16 protein-coding genes are annotated in these 16,083 nt (G+C 41.8%); 6 read left to right on the plus strand and 10 right to left on the minus strand.

The genetic code is table 11. From position 1 onward, the window contains the following. Positions 1-168 precede the first annotated feature (168 nt). Both OKW21_RS16560 and OKW21_RS16565 read left to right on the plus strand, forming a co-directional pair. Positions 169-1,146 (plus strand): carboxypeptidase-like regulatory domain-containing protein, encoded by a 978-nt coding sequence (locus tag OKW21_RS16560; RefSeq protein ID WP_277481145.1) that lies wholly within the window; start codon positions 169-171, stop codon positions 1,144-1,146. A 209-nt stretch (positions 1,147-1,355) separates the two neighbouring features. Beyond that, positions 1,356-1,904 (plus strand): redoxin domain-containing protein, encoded by a 549-nt coding sequence (locus tag OKW21_RS16565; protein WP_277481148.1) that lies wholly within the window; start codon positions 1,356-1,358, stop codon positions 1,902-1,904. Positions 1,905-2,271: 367 nt separating this feature from the next. Here OKW21_RS16565 and OKW21_RS16570 read toward each other — a convergent pair whose 3' ends face one another. From OKW21_RS16570 to OKW21_RS16590, 5 genes are all read right to left on the minus strand, one after another. After that, positions 2,272-3,654 (minus strand): Gfo/Idh/MocA family protein, encoded by a 1,383-nt coding sequence (locus OKW21_RS16570; protein ID WP_277481151.1) that lies wholly within the window; start codon positions 3,652-3,654, stop codon positions 2,272-2,274. 195 nt (positions 3,655-3,849) lie between these two features. Beyond that, entirely contained in the window at positions 3,850-4,383 is a 534-nt protein-coding gene (locus tag OKW21_RS16575; RefSeq protein WP_277481153.1) for a dihydrofolate reductase family protein, read from the minus strand. 169 nt (positions 4,384-4,552) lie between these two features. Next, positions 4,553-4,882: a hypothetical protein gene (locus OKW21_RS16580; protein ID WP_277481155.1), complete on the minus strand. Its 330-nt coding sequence runs from the start codon at positions 4,880-4,882 to the stop codon at positions 4,553-4,555. A gap of 396 nt (positions 4,883-5,278) precedes the next feature. Beyond that, positions 5,279-5,722, minus strand: a complete 444-nt coding sequence (locus tag OKW21_RS16585; RefSeq protein ID WP_277481156.1) for an RrF2 family transcriptional regulator — start codon at positions 5,720-5,722, stop codon at positions 5,279-5,281. A 259-nt stretch (positions 5,723-5,981) separates the two neighbouring features. Next, the gene (locus tag OKW21_RS16590) at positions 5,982-6,524 is read right to left on the minus strand and encodes a pyridoxamine 5'-phosphate oxidase family protein (protein WP_277481158.1); all 543 of its coding nucleotides are present in this window, start codon (positions 6,522-6,524) and stop codon (positions 5,982-5,984) included. Between the two features lie 195 nt (positions 6,525-6,719). Here OKW21_RS16590 and OKW21_RS16595 point away from each other — a divergent pair, with 195 nt between their 5' ends. Both OKW21_RS16595 and OKW21_RS16600 read left to right on the plus strand, forming a co-directional pair. Continuing rightward, a complete protein-coding gene (locus OKW21_RS16595) occupies positions 6,720-7,004 on the plus strand; it encodes a hypothetical protein (protein ID WP_277481161.1) in 285 nt (94 codons plus the stop codon). A 90-nt stretch (positions 7,005-7,094) separates the two neighbouring features. Beyond that, positions 7,095-8,288: a potassium/proton antiporter gene (locus OKW21_RS16600; RefSeq protein WP_277481163.1), complete on the plus strand. Its 1,194-nt coding sequence runs from the start codon at positions 7,095-7,097 to the stop codon at positions 8,286-8,288. A 4-nt stretch (positions 8,289-8,292) separates the two neighbouring features. Here OKW21_RS16600 and OKW21_RS16605 read toward each other — a convergent pair whose 3' ends face one another. The 3 genes from OKW21_RS16605 to OKW21_RS16615 all read right to left on the minus strand — a co-directional run bounded on the left by OKW21_RS16605 (position 8,293) and on the right by OKW21_RS16615 (position 12,544). Next, the gene (locus OKW21_RS16605; protein WP_277481166.1) at positions 8,293-8,844 is read right to left on the minus strand and encodes a DUF3124 domain-containing protein; all 552 of its coding nucleotides are present in this window, start codon (positions 8,842-8,844) and stop codon (positions 8,293-8,295) included. A gap of 219 nt (positions 8,845-9,063) precedes the next feature. After that, positions 9,064-12,207, minus strand: a complete 3,144-nt coding sequence (locus tag OKW21_RS16610) for a PVC-type heme-binding CxxCH protein (RefSeq protein ID WP_277481167.1) — start codon at positions 12,205-12,207, stop codon at positions 9,064-9,066. Positions 12,208-12,355: 148 nt separating this feature from the next. Next, positions 12,356-12,544: a hypothetical protein gene (locus OKW21_RS16615; protein WP_277481169.1), complete on the minus strand. Its 189-nt coding sequence runs from the start codon at positions 12,542-12,544 to the stop codon at positions 12,356-12,358. Between the two features lie 240 nt (positions 12,545-12,784). Here OKW21_RS16615 and OKW21_RS16620 point away from each other — a divergent pair, with 240 nt between their 5' ends. Then, on the plus strand, positions 12,785-13,957 hold the full coding sequence (locus tag OKW21_RS16620) for an FG-GAP repeat domain-containing protein (RefSeq protein ID WP_277481171.1): 1,173 nt from the start codon (positions 12,785-12,787) through the stop codon (positions 13,955-13,957). A 130-nt stretch (positions 13,958-14,087) separates the two neighbouring features. Next, complete coding sequence (locus tag OKW21_RS16625; RefSeq protein ID WP_277481173.1) at positions 14,088-14,666, plus strand: DUF2459 domain-containing protein; 579 nt, start codon at positions 14,088-14,090, stop codon at positions 14,664-14,666. A gap of 12 nt (positions 14,667-14,678) precedes the next feature. Here OKW21_RS16625 and OKW21_RS16630 read toward each other — a convergent pair whose 3' ends face one another. Both OKW21_RS16630 and OKW21_RS16635 read right to left on the minus strand, forming a co-directional pair. Next, positions 14,679-15,191, minus strand: a complete 513-nt coding sequence (locus OKW21_RS16630; protein ID WP_277481175.1) for a L,D-transpeptidase family protein — start codon at positions 15,189-15,191, stop codon at positions 14,679-14,681. A gap of 6 nt (positions 15,192-15,197) precedes the next feature. Beyond that, complete coding sequence (locus OKW21_RS16635) at positions 15,198-16,046, minus strand: DNA/RNA non-specific endonuclease (protein WP_277481176.1); 849 nt, start codon at positions 16,044-16,046, stop codon at positions 15,198-15,200. Between the last annotated feature and the right edge of the window lie 37 nt (positions 16,047-16,083).

The raw sequence follows: 16,083 nt of genomic DNA on the forward strand, positions 1-16,083 counted from the left end.
GAAAAAACATCTACGCATCTAAGCGAATAGCTTTAGGCAGATTAAATAAATTCATATAAATTATGATTAGCTTACGCATTGATTCTTTGAACAAACCTCTGCTTCCCTGAAGCCAAGAGCTTTGGCAGTTCTTAGAAACCATAATAAGCAAAACTATCAGTTAGAAATATGGTAAAGAAAAGCCTAACGATAGCGGTATTTATGTTACTTATCTCCTCCCCGGTGGAAGCTCAGTTTATTTTTGGGGAAGTGTTGGATCACGAAACAGACAGTGTTATTGCCTATGCCAACATTTACTTTAATAACTCTTTTAATGGAACCACCTCCGACCTGGATGGACATTTTAAATTGAACATTAGCCAAAATCGTGGGCAGGACATTAGCGTAAGCTGTATGGGTTACTATTCCCAAAGCATTCAGGATTTTAACGAAGGCACATTCTACCGGGTTTATTTAAAACCCAAACCCAATATGTTGAAAGAACTGGTCATTGTATCGGATGATGTAGCACGAGAGAAAAAACTTAAAATGTTTATGAATGAGTTTTTGGGTAGCTCTTCCAATGCCAAAAATTGTACAATAGAAAATCCGGAGGATATTCGTTTAGTTTATTTCAAGTCTACCCATACCCTGGAAGCCTATTGTGATGCCCCGCTAAAGATTCATAACAAAGCCCTTGGATACCAGATCACTTACTTTCTGGAAGAGTTTACTCACAGTGGGCAGAGGACCTTTTACAAAGGTACTTCTATCTTTGAAGAAGATACCAGCCTTACTGCCCGTAATAAGAAAAAGGTACGGATAAGAAGAAGAAAAGCTTATTTAGGTTCAAGAATGCACTTTTTCAGGGCTTTATGGGCTGATAAGCTTGAGCATGAAAACTTTTCAGTACGTAATACTTTAAAAGGAAATTCGCTATCCTGCCAAGAAATAGTGGCCTCTCAAGGTCAATATGTGAAGCACTTGTCTTCAGTTGTTCCGCTTAGTATCTCATACGCTCGCAGGATGAGCTATATCACTTTTTATCAGGACAAAGACATATTATTTACCCAAAACGGTTTTTTTGATCCTGATGGACATTATTGGGATGGTAATATGGCTCAACATAGAATGGGAGATTACCTCCCCTTTGAATATACTTTCTGATTAAACCTAAACTATCAATTCGTGTTCCTATTAGAGCACGCGCAAGCTGGAGTGTATATCTGAATTTTCGTACTTCTGACAATAAGCGTCAAAATATTGCCTGGTAGTATATACGCCAATATTAATCAGCCTGAAAGTTGTTGTTGAAGTAATTTGAACCGTAGTCCGGATACTACATGATTATGTCACCAAAGTAAAGTCAACTTCAAATGAAACTGAGTGAGGGCCAACTGGCAATTGATTTTAAGGCAAAAGATATTAATGAACACGAAATACAACTTTCCTGCTATCGGGGCAAGAAAGTTATGCTGGGCTTTTTCAGAAATGTAAACTGTCCTTTCTGTAATCTGAGGGTACACGAACTGACCAGGTTAAGAGAGCAGTTTGAGGAAAAGGGACTCTACATGATTATCTTCTTTGAAAGTCGTCCAGAATTACTGAAACGCAGTGTTTTTCACCAAGAGGTGTCACCCATCCCTCTGATTGGAGATCCCAAAAGAAAATATTATAATCAGTATGGTGTGGAAAGATCAACCATGAAAATGCTGAATACTGTTTTTAAAAAAGGGAATATAGATATGGTGAAACAGAGTAAAGCACTCAACCTTCCCGAAGAAAAAGATCAGGAAGCTTCTCAAAACCTGATCCCTGCGGATTTTCTGATAGATGAAGAACAACGTATCGTAAAGGCCTACTATGGCTCAAACATCAGGGACCATATTCCCATAGAAGACATCAAAGCTTTCGCTGGTTTATAGCAGGTAAATATGGATACAGTAAGGTTTTAGCTACTCTATTCCAAAAGTTTGAGCAAAGCGGGGAACTTGTGGGTAAAATACTTCAAACTTTCAGCTTGCTACTCATCACTTATTATATCATTAATTCAAAAGCTTCTGCTTTTCATCCTATATAAAGCTTCCTCCTGAATGACAGTTTGATATAAGTTATCGTGTGATGACCTCCATAACTCTGGCTTATTCTCTTTTAAGTTTGTTGAGAGATAAATATTATGCTATAGGTGATTAAAACATATAGCCTATCTCACAAAGGAAGAGACAAATAAAAAGCGGATGAAAACCTATAGTTCTCTATCCGCTTTAAAGAAAATTGACGCTAATCTATTTATTATACATTGTTTTCTACTACATAAGGCTTTCTGTACTCACGACTCAGCATCTTGTCGGCCTCAGGATCTCTGACAAACTTCTCTTTCTTGCCATCAAACTCCAGGCTACGTCCCATACGATAAGAGATGTTGGATAACAAAGGAAGAACGGTTGAATAATAGCCTTCTTCAATATCACAGGTGAGGTCTGACTTTTTACCAGAACGTACAGCTGCGATAAAGTTGGCATAATGTCCACCACTGCCCGGAGCAGCCAGATAATCTACTACTTTATCAGTACCCTCTTCCTCGCTCTCAGAGCTTGGGCCGGGTTCGTTATCTCTACCCATATAGGTTTTCCATGTACCACCATTGACTTCCATCCAGCCTTCGGTACCATAAAAGAGGTTACCTATCTTCACACCCATATCAGCTTCACCTCCGGTATACAGACCACGAACTTCAAACTGTAAGATTTTACCATCCGCGTATTGCAGTTCGGCAGTCTGGGTATTGGCTGTTTCCTGACTGCACTCATCTGGACCATACTTATAATATCCACCCGAAGAAGATACTTTAACCGGATGCTCGTTCTTATTCATACCCCAGCGGGCTACATCAAACTGGTGAGGCCCCTGGTTACCAATGTCACCATTGCCGGTATCCCAATGCCAGTGCCAGTTGTAATGACTTTTCTTCTCATTATAGGGGCGCATGGCAGCGGGTCCAAGCCACATGTCGTAATGGAAGCCCTGCGGCGGCTCACTGTCCGCGGCGATGCCAAAAGAATCACGGGGTTTGTAACATAAGCCTTTTGCCATGTATACTTCTCCAATACCACCGTTGTGCAGGAACTGCATGGCCTTACGTACATTATTGATGGAGCGGTTCTGGAAGCCTACCTGTACGATTCTGTTGTATTTTCTGGCCGCTTCAATCATTTTTCTGCCTTCAAATACATTGTGCGAGCAGGGCTTTTCAACATATACATTTTTACCTGCCTGCACTGCCCAGATGGTAGCCAATGCGTGCCAGTGGTTAGGCGTAGCGATAGAGACAGCATCCACATCTTTGTCATCAAAAACTTTACGCATGTCTACTTCAGTACCTGGCTTCTTGCCCTGGATTTCGTTTACCGCCTGTACCCTTTCGGCCCAGAGGTTTTCGTCTACATCACAGATAGTTTTTACGTATACATTTTCTGATTCGGCCATGCTGGCCCAGCGTTTGAGGTGGCCAAAGCCCTGCCCTCTTGTTCCGATCACGCACATATTCACGCGGTCGTTAGCTCCCATAATTGAATTGTAGCTTTTGGCACTAAAAGCAAAGGGCGCACTCCCCAGCGTAATGCCGGTAGTGCCTAATGCGGCTTTTTTGATGAAGGTTCTTCGGTTGTCTTTCATGATATTAGTTTTATACAAACGATTGCACAATTACAATTTGTAAATTTATCCTCAAAACTCAAAGTATAAGCTAAAACTCGGGTGTTTTAATATGGGTAGGAATAAAGTAGATTGAAGAAACACGATTCAGCCTGGCTACAATGAATGAAAACACAGGAAAGGAAAGTACGACACAATATTAGTCCCTGCCACTTTCTAATAACCGATTTTGTACGTCAGAATAATGAGTCCATGATCAAACTCCTGTAATTCTGTTAATTCGTTTTGGGTCTGCTTTCGTACATTTCCAAACAGCGGTGTGCCGTCTCCCAAAGTGATGGGATTGAGCTTGATTTTGAGGATATCTATCATTTCATTTTCCAGCAACCATCCGGCGAAAACACCCCCACCACAAAGGTAGATATCCGTACCTTCATTCTGCTTTAGCGCTTCAATGATATCCAGCTTAGGAGGATGCACATGCAACTTAGGATCAGCATTATTCAGCTTCAGGCTTTTAGAAAAGATATGATGCTCCATATGCGGATACGCGAGTTGGCCGGGCTTAAGGCCAAATTTATAGCCAAATTCATAAGTACGCCTCCCCATGATGACTGTATCAAAAGATTGCAGGTCACTCAGGTATTTTTCAACACCAGTACCTTCTCCTACAAATGTACTGATATCTTCATCCGCTCCCGCGATATACCCATCCAGCGAGGAGGCTACATAATAAACGATATTTCTCATAGGGCTCAGAAGTAGGTTTGACTATTTTCTCATTTGACTATTTTCTCAGTGATGATCAAAGTAATTTACCTACTTAAGCGACAAAACAAAAGCCTGCTCCCGAAAGGAACAGGCTTAGCTCATGGAGTCGCTTAGACTCATGAAAACCTACATGAAAATCTATCTATGATTATTGTACCATATTTCCGTCCTCATCAAAGGCCAGGATTCCTGACTGAGAACCATCGGTAATGGTCAATTCATATTGTGTTCCCGCTTCAGCAGTTTCCGCATCCACTTCTACTTCTTCTACCTTAGATACTTCCCACTCTTTATACTGAGATTGCTCAAAAGCTGTTTTTACTTCTTCAGGAAGATCTTCATACTTTATCTCTTTGCGGTCAATTTTAGCTACAACTTCTATTTTGCTATCACTTTCATTTATGGGAAGCGCATGGGCTCCTACACTTGCAAATGAAAAAGTGGCTAATGCGGCAACTGCAATTATTCTACGTTTCATATCCTAAAAATTTAGTGTTAAAAAAATATGTATTTGAAATACATTTACTGGAGAAGTAATAACTGTGCCAATTGATATTTTTATTATCAAACAGTTGACAATCAGATACTTATGAATATATTTGGGTTTTGTAGGAGAAAGAACACATTGTGTATTTTAGTAATAATATATACTCAAACTGAGGTTTTATTCTACAAATTAACCCTCATACTATGGCTAAGGGCTCTACTATTTCCTGGACTTTCAACATTAGCTAGTCCGAATTGGATAGGGTGGGATAGCGGAAAATGTAGATGACTTTACTTTGATATGACTCTCCGATGATTTGTTGGATGACAGGAATTTAATGCTGAAATATTCAGCAATATATAAGCGAGCGATGTAAAACTATAAATTCTATTCGCTCCCCTGCTCAACGATCGCGTGTTCTCGTGCGATAATGTCAGATAAGGAATTGTTTTTCAAAAGATTGACGGTCTGATCTCGTACTTCCTTAAACAAGCTCCGGATTCCACAGACTTTTTCGTCCTTACATTCTTCACAACGCTCATAGTAACGATGGGTGACACAAGGCAGGAAACCAATCGCGCCATCAAACAGCCGTACTACATCAGCCATGTTGACCTCATCTGGAGATTTGATCAGATAATACCCTCCCCCTCTTCCCTTCTTACTGCCAAGGACTCCTGCATTTTTAAGATCAAGTAAAATTGCTTCCAGAAATTTTTTAGGGATGTTCTCATGCCTGGCAATATCCCCTATCAGCAGAGGCCCCTGCTCATATTTTTTGGCCAAATAGACCAGGGCGTTGATTCCATACTTGGCTTTTTTTGAAAGCATAAATAGTTCAGCGAATTAGCTTTGAAAAGGATGTATATTGCTGTTTGACAAAAGATAAAAAAAAGTAATTTAAAAGTGACAAACAAAAAAATCTGTTATTTCAGCACAAATAACCTAGTTATGCACTTCCCGGCAATTCATTAAAAAAAAGTCTCAACGGAAATATGAACATTACAACTGGATTCATATGATGGAATAGACAGTCTTCAGCGCAACTTAACGAAAAGCTTTACTAATTTTAATTTCGGGCAATTGAGTCTTATCCGAAAATCTCGCTGGGGTGACCATCAAGACTTCTCGTATTTTTTTCTTTCCAGTATTCTTTAATCCCCTCTTCTCCTTTTTTCTCAGCCCATATTTTAAGGGATTCTCTTTCACCCTGATAATCCATGTAAGGCACCGCCATACCGCAGGATGTCTGTACCATTGCTACCTGGATATCTATTAGCTGTCTGCTGCCCGCATGGGGAGCAAACAATTGAATGTGTTCCTTCCATTCCTGATTTCTATGATGATACACCCTGGCTGTTCCATAAAGTCTGAGAATAAGGGGTTTCCCTTCAAAAGCACAAAACATGACCGTAATCCGCTTATCATGTATCAGATGCGTAGCCGTTTCATTTCCACTTCCGGTAAGGTTAAGCCACATCACACGATTGGCATCCAATACGCGAAAAGTATCCATGCCCTTGGGTGAGAGGTTTACATGACCCTCGGCCATTGCAGTAGCGACAAAAAATATTTTTTGCTTTTGTATAAATGCCTTTAATGCGGGAGTAATTTTCTCAAGCTTCTTTCCCATGGATGTATGATTCTAAAACTGTAGTTATTGGTTTAGAAAAATAGTCCTTTATACAATAATTCCCTACCTAATATTAATTAAAAAAAGGAGCATAATTCGTCAGCCTTCTATGTTCATAAACATATCAATTTGTTAATCTGGGTTTAATATTAAAGTAATATACGCGTAGTAAATTTAACCTTACAAATTCCAGGGATGCGGAAAAAACTTATTCAAATCACCTTAAAAGAGGCTGTCATTCAACTCATTACGGCTTCATGCATACTGGCATTACTTCAATTGATTTTGCCTATCCCCACCTTGCACAAAGCTTTATGGGGCCAGCAAGCAATGGGCGATGCATATACTACTGAGTATGTTATCGTGCTGATGGTATTTACCAATTTTATACGATTATGTAGCGTCGCAGTGCCTCTGCTTTTCTCAAAGACTGAAGAGCAAGAACAGGCACATGTATACCATCAGACCTACCAGTCTTAGCAAAGCCTTCTTTTCAGAAACATAAGGCGGGAATAAATCACCACTATAATTTAGGGTTATTAGCAGAAATAAGGCTAATTTTCACACCTTATGAGCCTGGACTATAGATACATGTTATTGCTTGCCAGCCTGCTGATTCTCTTAAGTGTATTGGCGAGCCGTTTTGCTGCGAGATTAGGCATTTCTTCATTACTGGCTACGTTAGGCATTGGTATTTTGATAGGCAATGGGGGCAAATACGATTTCAATTACGATTTTCCAGAGCTTACCCTCCACATCAGTGAAGTAGCGCTATGCTTTATCATCTTCACCGGAGGCATTAATTCTAACTGGAAAGGACTTCGTCCAATTCTGGGTAAAGGTTTGTCATTGGCTACCATTGGTGTTCTATGTACCAGCCTTAGTGTGGGCTTGATTGTTTATTTGTTGTTTGACTGGCCTTTTCTGGCTGCCTTGTTGCTCGGTGCCATCGTTTCTTCCACCGATGCCGCCGCAGTATTTTCTATACTGGATAGTACCGGGCTCAAACTCAAAAACAGCCTGGGTGAGATTTTGGAATTGGAATCGGGTACCAATGATCCGATGGCATATTTCCTGACCATTAGTTTTTCTTTTTTGCTCGTTCAGCCCGATGCTGGTGTGTTGCAACTTAGTCTCAATTTTCTCATTTCCATGTCAGTAGGTCTGGTGACAGGAATAGTATGTGGAAAGCTTGGCAACTATATCATTATACATAGCAAGCTAAAAAAGGGACAAACCCCTGTGCTTCTCCTTGCCCTGGTGTTACTATTATATGCCGTCAATTCATTATTAGGGGGAAGTCCTTTTCTGGCAGTATATCTTGCAGGACTGCTGATCAGCCAGTCCCACTGGACAAACAAACCTATCAGTATATTTTTCTTTGAGGGTTTTTCCTGGCTCATGGAAACTGCCCTCTTCCTGATTTTGGGCTTGCAGGTGTATATTTTTGAAATTATGGATGTGTTCTGGGAGGGGCTTTTGCTTTCTTTTGTCCTTATACTTCTGGCACGACCAGTAGGAGTATATATATCGCTGATCTTTTTTAAAGATTTAGACTGGAAGCAAAAAAGTTTTGTGTCCTGGGTGGGATTAAGAGGAGCTACTCCTATTGTATTCGCATTGATTCCTCTGGTTAATCAAATTGGCGTAGCCCGGGAGCTGTTTAACGTTTCATTTATCATCGTGATCACCTCAATACTATTGCAAGGCACTACTGTTAAATATATTGCACTACTTACTGATAGTAGTACGGTCAAAGCTTAAAAAGCTACTGCTGAGGAGACAACTCCTTTTTCTCCATCAATACACCATCTGTGGTAAAAGAAATGCCCTGCTGAGAGGACGTTCCGATCATCACTGCCTGAATTACAGGCTTCAGGTCTGACTTTGCTCCCCAGTCTACTATAAAATTAGCCCCTACTCCTCCTTTATCTTCTTCATCTTCTATGACAAACTCTACCGAAGCCAGGGGAGCTAAACGGATTGAGCGATCCAGGTAAGTACGGTACTTAGTCCCTTCGGAATCATAATAATCTACAGTACTTACATAAAGTGTATCTACCATGCTGATATTCCTGATACTGAGCGTAGCAGTAAGCAGGAAACGGCGGTCACCGCTGCTATGATAAATCTCTGAATAAATTGGCACATAAATTTTTTCCTGATAAGGCATTCCTCCAACATTGACATCTACATACTGGTAGCGCTGGCCGTGGAGCTGAGTTTTCGGTTTAACGTCTGCATTCTGCTCCGAAGAAGAACAAGCGAAGAGTTGCAAGAACAAGAAGTATAAAAAAGAATAACGTAAGTATCGGATCATTATGGTCAAGTCTTCATGGTATTGCTATAAAGCTAAACAAGCAAATTTCTGAGTGAAACAAAGATATTCAAATTCTAAACTATTATTTTCTTGGGTAAGCGTGTGTATCTCATAAATTATGACGGAAAAAGGCTGTTGTAGGCTAATACTTCTACAGACAGCAAAAAATCCTCCCCCAGCAAAGCCGGATGGAGGATTTGAAACACTACAAATTAATCTTTATTTCATGCTTACGGCAGCATCACCTTTGAGGGTCGTCAGGTATTCTACCAGATCTATTAACTCCTGCTGCGTCATGGCGCGCTCCAGGTTATCAAACATTAGTGATTGTTCCATTTCTTCAACAGATGCTACCTGATCCATATTATACGTATTGGTCAAACCGCCATAGGCACGTATTTGAAGTTCGTTTTCATTTCTACTTAGGATATAACCCGTCACGGTGCTGCCGTCGTTCAGCTTTATGGTATAACCTTCATAGCCAAAGCTGATTCCTTCACTCGGATTTAGTATGGATTTATATAATGCGTCCCTGGACAGTTTATTACCAATCTCTGACAGTCCGGGACCATAGTCCACACCTTTACCATCCACCACGTGACAGTTTTGGCAGGAACGGGCGAATACGGTAGCCCCACTTTCGGCATTACCCCTTTGCGTCACCAACTTTTTGATAGGAGGCAGATCACCCTCGGAAGATGCTCCGGGCAAGTCCATCAGGGCTGCTGCTTCTTCGTAGATAGAGTTGCGGGAGGCACGAGAGAGGACCAGCGCAGTGACCGAATCCAGTTCGGAGTGAATATCTCCGTTCCTGACTGCGTCCAGCAATCTGTTCTCTCCTCCCCAGCTACCGGCAAAAGCCATGACAGCCTGCTCCCGGACAGCCTGGGGCTGTTGACGACTTCTGATGATATCCAGGAGCATCTCATGAGACTGACGGTTATCTACCCTGCGGAGTACTGCAATTATGGCATCTTTTTCTTCTTCCCTTCCGTTTCGGAGTACAGCTTCCATGGCATTTCCTCCTCCCATACTTAGTAATAATTTAGCGGATTCAGCACCGATATTTTCTTCTGGCTTATCAATAGCCAGAGCCAAAAGATTTTGATTATATTCTTTCAGGTCATATCGCTTAATCAGCTCTATGTATTCCTGACTGCCTTCTATACTGGTAAGAGATTGCTTCAGCGCACTCTTCAAGCGAGGAGAACTTTGTACTTTATCGGTAGAGATATGGTTCAGTGCCAGCATGGTAATCGCTTCCTGATTAGGGTGTTGCTGTACTGCCAGGTCAGCCAAAACTTCTTCCTTTTTGGGATCGGTCTGGAAGTCAAAAGCACGAAAATAACGCAGACGGTCAGTATAGGTATTAGCCTCCGAACTGTTTATCAGCTCTGCCAGCAATGGAATAGCTTCGCTGGAGCGTGCCCTCCAAATGATGTCCTGCCCGGCAGCATTGTTCCAATCCTCTCCTACTCTATTCATCCATGCCTGAAAACGCTGATCAGCATGCAGATCAGCGCCTATTCCCAAGGCTTCCAGGTACCAGCGATCTTTACCATCATGCTTTATGGCAAGTTCTGCCCATAGATCATCAGCTTCAGTACCTTCCATATATCGTAAGGCAATGGCTACTTGTCTCCTCACTTCAGGAGCATGATCACTGGCCATCTTCTTAAGGATGGGCATCATTTCCAAATCCAGTTGACGTGCCATCCGGATACCTGCAATGCGCAAGTCAGGGTTTTCATCCTGTAAAGATTCCTGCACATATTGCTCACCTTTGCCTTCAATTTTGGACAATAGCCATAATGCACGCGCACGATGACGATCATTTTCTGAGGAAGCCATTTCCTGCAAAGCTCCTTCTGCCTCGCTGCCCCATTCGTGGAGTTGGGTCCAGGCCAGGTAGCGACGTGAAAGGTTAGGGTTTTTCAGTGCTTCAACTGCCTTTTCAGGTGTAGAAATATCTAATTCACCTACATCATAAGCTTTTTCCCTGCTTCCAAACAGGCTTTGGAAGAAGCCTTCTTCGGCTTTTGGGGTAATTCTATAAACTCTGCCTTTCTGCTGATCGCCCATCTGGTGACCTCCTACGCCAGGGTCGTACCAGTCTGCAATGAAAAGAGAACCGTCAGGTCCGATACAAACATCGGCAGGGCGGAACCACTGGTCTTTTCCTTTGACAATATTATCTATACTGGCAGAGTAGCCCGCACCATTTTTTTCCACCGGATAAGCTCTAACTATATTAGGACCGGCATCGGAATGGATAATCTGGTTATGGAATCGTGCTGGTAATAAGTCACCTTCATATACCAAGATTCCTGTAGGAGAACCCGCACCGGTCTGTAATAAGTTAGGCACTACACCAGGGTCATTAAGGTGCCAGTGACGTTTAGGAATTTCTTCATCCATTCCAGTACGGTAAGACCGCCAGTTTTCGCCTGTCATCTCATCGGTATAGCCATAGTTACCATATTCCATCACATAGTTGATGCGCACCCCCTTGTTTCCGTCATCATCATTATCGGACTGCCAGAGGGTTCCGTATGAGTCTACTGCCACTTCGTAGTTGTTGCGGAAATTATGGCCCAGCACTTCAAAATTGCTTCCATCGGGATCGCAGCGAAACACCATTCCTTGCCGATACGGTTGACCTTTAGCGCTGACTTCTATTCCACTCTGTTCGGTTACCGGATCTCCATTTTTGTCCAGCACTTGCTCACCCGCATTGCCGAAGTTAAAATACAGTTTACCGTCCGGACCAAAGACAAAAGCATGAATAGCATGATCATGCTGCTCCCCTTTAAGTCCACTGAACAACACTTCTTTTTTATCCGCTTTATCATCTCCATCGGTATCGGTAAAGAGGAAAACATTCGGACTACAGGAAACGATAGCTTTATTGCCCATTACCCAGATGCCCAGGGCAGCATTGATGTCGTTGCCCTGATAAAACACTTTACTATTATCGGCTTTTCCATCGCCATCCGTATCTTCCAAAATCAGGATGCGGTCACCTTCCTTATTGGTAGGGTTGTTAGGATTGAGGCGAGGGCGATAATTATATCCTTCACAAATCCAGACTCTACCATGAGCATCTATGTCCATGTTGGTAGGATTCATCATCATAGGTTCAGAAGCAAAGAGAGTAGCCTGAAGGTCATCTGCTACTTCTAAGCCGGCCAGGGCGTATTTGACATCACGTTTCTGTTCATCACTCAATGAGTCATAAGCAATGTGTTCCGTGGGTTCGCCGGAACCACCACAGGCCGTCATTAGTACTATTGCACACATCAGTGTCCATAGCAAATATTTAAAAATTTGACCTTTATCATTATCAGCTTGATAAAGTTGCATACGATTAAGTAGTTTAATTTTAGGATTGTCTTAAGACATCAAGATAATAAATAGCTGTTAATATGCTGAAAAGATGACACAAAAAAGCCGATAGCACTAAGAAAATTAACTAGCACCATCGGCCTGTAGCAGAAAACTGTTTTGTTATTCAGAAGATACCGTCAAAATTATCGTCATCTTCTTCCATATCAATTGAATCAGAAAAGCCGATACCTTCAGCATCAACCTCTTCTAATTGCTCAAACAGGAAATCATCAAAGCCCGCCTCAAAGCCCTGGTCAAACTCATTGTAATCCTGGTCAAAACCATCATTCATAAAACTAGTAGAATTTTCCATCCTTAATACTTTATGGTTAAACAATTAATACTAATAATTATCAGAATAATATTAACACATGCCGCCAAAGCAGTCAAGAAAAGGTTATCTAATGCTAAAAGTTGCAGAATATACTGCTGTTTCAGTCGTATACATGCTGAAGCCTACATTTGCAAGAGATGAAATATTCTATGAGAAATCGGCTAATGATGGACTTTATCCTTACCTTTGTTCATGCAATAATTATATAAATCTTCTATTATGAATATCCTCCAGGCAATCCCACCTACTTTTTTTCTGCTATTTTTTTCATTATCATCAGTTTTCGCACAAGTACTATCTTCTCCTTTCGTGGAAGAAACCATAGATGAAATTGATATCGGCTACGGATTAGAGATTGGGGATGTGGATGGTGATGGTACATTAGACATTATACTGGCCGATAAGGAGCAATTTGTCTGGTATCGTAATGGAGACTGGAAGCGTTATGTGATGGTAGATGGGCTTACCAAAAGAGACAATGTCTGTCTGGCAGTACGGGATATCAACCAGGATGGCAAGGTAGAAGTAGCGGTAGGAGCGCAATGGAATCCTGGCGAAACCAGCGATACTGAGGCTTCTGGCTCGGTGCATTACTTAATAAGACCGGAAAATCCTGAAACCCCATGGACTCCCGTACCACTACACCATGAGCCAACAGTTCACCGCATGCGCTGGATTCATGCCGGAGAGAATGATTATAAGCTTGTCGTGCTTCCCCTACACGGACGAGGAAACAAAGGAGGTAATGGTGAAGGCGTGAAGATCATGGCTTATGACGCCCCCAATGAACCTGCGTCTAAATGGGATATTGCTACCGTTGACAGCAGTATGCATTTGACCCACAACTTTATGGTGGATGACCAGAACCACAATGCTGCCACATTTCTGGTGGCCGGCAAAGAAGGAGTTAAAAAATTCAAGTATGAAGGTAACGTTTGGCATTGGGAGGAAATGCCAAAGCTAAATCATGCGGCGGGAGAGATCAGTATGGGAAAACTGAATGATAAGTCATTTATCACTACCATAGAACCCATGCACGGTACAAATCTAATGTTTTACAGCGGTGATAATTATGAAGATAAAACCGTGCTGTATGATGACTTGCAGCAGGGCCATGCTCTGGCTGCCGCAGATGTGCTGGGTATGGGCAGAGATCAGATCATCGTAGGATGGCGTGAGCCTAACAAAAAAGGCAAGGTTGGCATTAAAATCTTTGTTCCTATGGACAGTAGTGGAGAATCATGGATGCACTATTTTATCGATGATAATGGTATGGCCTGCGAAGACCTGAAAGTGGCAGACCTGGATGATGATGGTGACCTGGATATTATTGCCGCGGGAAGAAGCACACAAAACCTCAAAATCTACTGGAACAGTAAAGTGAACAATTAAGCGATTAATTTTTTCACCATATACTTAGGTCAAAATTTTTATTTTGCTAAATCCAATATATAAAACAGTCATTTTGGTCTTTAGCATAGCACTGACTTTTTTCTTCTTTGGCTGTAAAAGTAATAAGAAGTTGAGCGCAAATGCACAAGACCAACAAATTTATGTAGTCAGCCAGGGCTGGCATAGTGGTCTTGTGGTTCCTTCTTCCTGCATAGCGGACTCTTTATGGCCGGAGAAGCATGACTACAGTGAATATGAGCATATACAGATTGGCTGGGGAGACAAGGATTTTTACCAGAATCCCGGTTTCAGTATCTGGTATGGAGCAAAGGCGGTACTCTGGCCGACCAAAAGTGCACTTCAGGTACTTGGATTACATCAGCTTTCAAACTTACAGTATTATGCTAATGAAACGGTTTTGCTGCAAGCTTCTCAGGCCCAGTACACTTCGCTTTGTAAATTTCTGCTGACGCAGTTTCAGCAAAATGACTCTGCCCGATTTATCCCGTTAAAAGAAGGACTATACCAGAACAGCCATTTTTTTCTGGGCGAACAGTCTTATTATTTTCCAAAAAACTCAAACGTATGGACTGCCAGCGCCTTAAAACATGCAGGTTTTGACCTTACGCCTATCTGGTACCAGTCACAAAGATCCTTACTCAAAAGGATGAAGAAAGAAGGCAAGCTGGTCTACTCCAAAAAAGAATAAGATAATCTTGTTTTATGGATAGATATTGATGGGCGTATGGAGAGGTACCGCACGATACAGCTCTTCTATTTCAGCATTGGTTAGAGCAATACAACCGGCTGTCCAGTTACGATAACGGTGGAAGCGACCTCTCCAGCCACAGCCATTCCTAAGTCCGTGGATTTTGATAGCACTTCCGGGCTTTAAACCATTTGCTTCAGCATGTGCCTGATCCCGATCATTAGGATACGAAATCCCCAGATTGAGATAAAATGCACTTTTAGGATTCTTATCATGTATGAAGTAGCTGCCCTCAGGAGTTCGCATGTCACCTTCTCTGCTTTTTGCGCCAACAGGCACTTTACCTAATGCTACTTTATAAACCTTAACCAGTTTTCCTTTAGACCAAAGCTGTAGTATCTTTCTTTTTTTAAAGACAATTAGCCGATCACATACGGTAGCAGTAGGCAAGTGGCGGGTAGGAAATAATGCATACAAAATGGTCATTATCAACACTCCACTCACTACACTAAGCAAACGAAACATATGCTATTAATCTGCTATCCACTCAGATACATTTACCTTACTCTCCAGGAGCACTTCTTCCTGCTCGGTTAAGGCAGGAAAAAAATCTATATTGGTCACCTTTTCTATGCTGTCAATAGGTACTACAAAGGAATAAATATCTTTCTCAGATCCATCATTTGGAAATAAAAACCCTATCGCCTTGATTTCAGGTTCAGTGTAATCCAAGAGTACTTTATAATAAGCTTTGGGGATGCTCACCCTGTTTTTGCCTATCCTTTTGGACCTCTGGTAAAATACCGGTCCTGTCACTACGTATAGCTTCCCATTTTCCAGCGCCCAGTCACGTACCTGCTCTTCCAAAATCCTCCAGATTCCACGATTAAACTCAGGTGCCTGAGGACTCATATTAGACATAAAGAAGCTTTCACTCATCGCTTCTTCGGAAAATTTCATATCACCTGCCGGAGCTAAGTGTCCTCTGTCGTAGCCGGAGCGATAATAATCATCCAAGCTGGCTGAACCTGTAAGTACCATAGGATCTTCCCGAAAATCATCAGAACGCTCTTCTACACCTTCTACTTCTATGCCTGTTAATTCATAGGCTACCCATTCAGCCTGCTCATGTTTTTCTACGTAAGACAGGGTATAGAACTGATGCTGAATTATTTGTTGGTTTTCAGATTTGGGTAGATAATCAAGCGTTCTAGTTTCTGAAACAGAGGGTTCGCTCTGTTTTTCCTGTTCGCTTTGTGTCTGTGGGGATTCAACTGGAGAAGGTTGCCTCTGCCAATTTTTGAGCAGCAAAAGCAGGAGGATAAAAACACCGACAATGATGATTGCCAGGATAAGGTATCGGGTAGATCTACTTGCCATTGATCGCTTTATATTTATTTAATGAGCTAATCAAAGA

The sequence above is a fragment of the Catalinimonas alkaloidigena genome (assembly GCF_029504655.1).
In the GTDB taxonomy this organism is placed as follows: Bacteria; Bacteroidota; Bacteroidia; order Cytophagales; family Cyclobacteriaceae; genus Catalinimonas; species Catalinimonas alkaloidigena.

Coding starts and splice junctions, on each gene's coding strand:
- OKW21_RS16620 (WP_277481171.1), top strand. CDS start 12,785: ATGAATATCCTCCAGGCAATCCCACCTACTTTTTTTCTGCTATTTTTT.
- OKW21_RS16585 (WP_277481156.1), bottom strand. CDS start 5,722: ATGCTTTCAAAAAAAGCCAAGTATGGAATCAACGCCCTGGTCTATTTG.
- OKW21_RS16605 (WP_277481166.1), bottom strand. CDS start 8,844: ATGATCCGATACTTACGTTATTCTTTTTTATACTTCTTGTTCTTGCAA.
- OKW21_RS16615 (WP_277481169.1), bottom strand. CDS start 12,544: ATGGAAAATTCTACTAGTTTTATGAATGATGGTTTTGACCAGGATTAC.
- OKW21_RS16610 (WP_277481167.1), bottom strand. CDS start 12,207: ATGCAACTTTATCAAGCTGATAATGATAAAGGTCAAATTTTTAAATAT.
- OKW21_RS16595 (WP_277481161.1), top strand. CDS start 6,720: ATGCGGAAAAAACTTATTCAAATCACCTTAAAAGAGGCTGTCATTCAA.
- OKW21_RS16580 (WP_277481155.1), bottom strand. CDS start 4,882: ATGAAACGTAGAATAATTGCAGTTGCCGCATTAGCCACTTTTTCATTT.
- OKW21_RS16560 (WP_277481145.1), top strand. CDS start 169: ATGGTAAAGAAAAGCCTAACGATAGCGGTATTTATGTTACTTATCTCC.
- OKW21_RS16565 (WP_277481148.1), top strand. CDS start 1,356: ATGAAACTGAGTGAGGGCCAACTGGCAATTGATTTTAAGGCAAAAGAT.
- OKW21_RS16570 (WP_277481151.1), bottom strand. CDS start 3,654: ATGAAAGACAACCGAAGAACCTTCATCAAAAAAGCCGCATTAGGCACT.
- OKW21_RS16600 (WP_277481163.1), top strand. CDS start 7,095: ATGAGCCTGGACTATAGATACATGTTATTGCTTGCCAGCCTGCTGATT.
- OKW21_RS16635 (WP_277481176.1), bottom strand. CDS start 16,046: ATGGCAAGTAGATCTACCCGATACCTTATCCTGGCAATCATCATTGTC.
- OKW21_RS16590 (WP_277481158.1), bottom strand. CDS start 6,524: ATGGGAAAGAAGCTTGAGAAAATTACTCCCGCATTAAAGGCATTTATA.
- OKW21_RS16630 (WP_277481175.1), bottom strand. CDS start 15,191: ATGTTTCGTTTGCTTAGTGTAGTGAGTGGAGTGTTGATAATGACCATT.
- OKW21_RS16575 (WP_277481153.1), bottom strand. CDS start 4,383: ATGAGAAATATCGTTTATTATGTAGCCTCCTCGCTGGATGGGTATATC.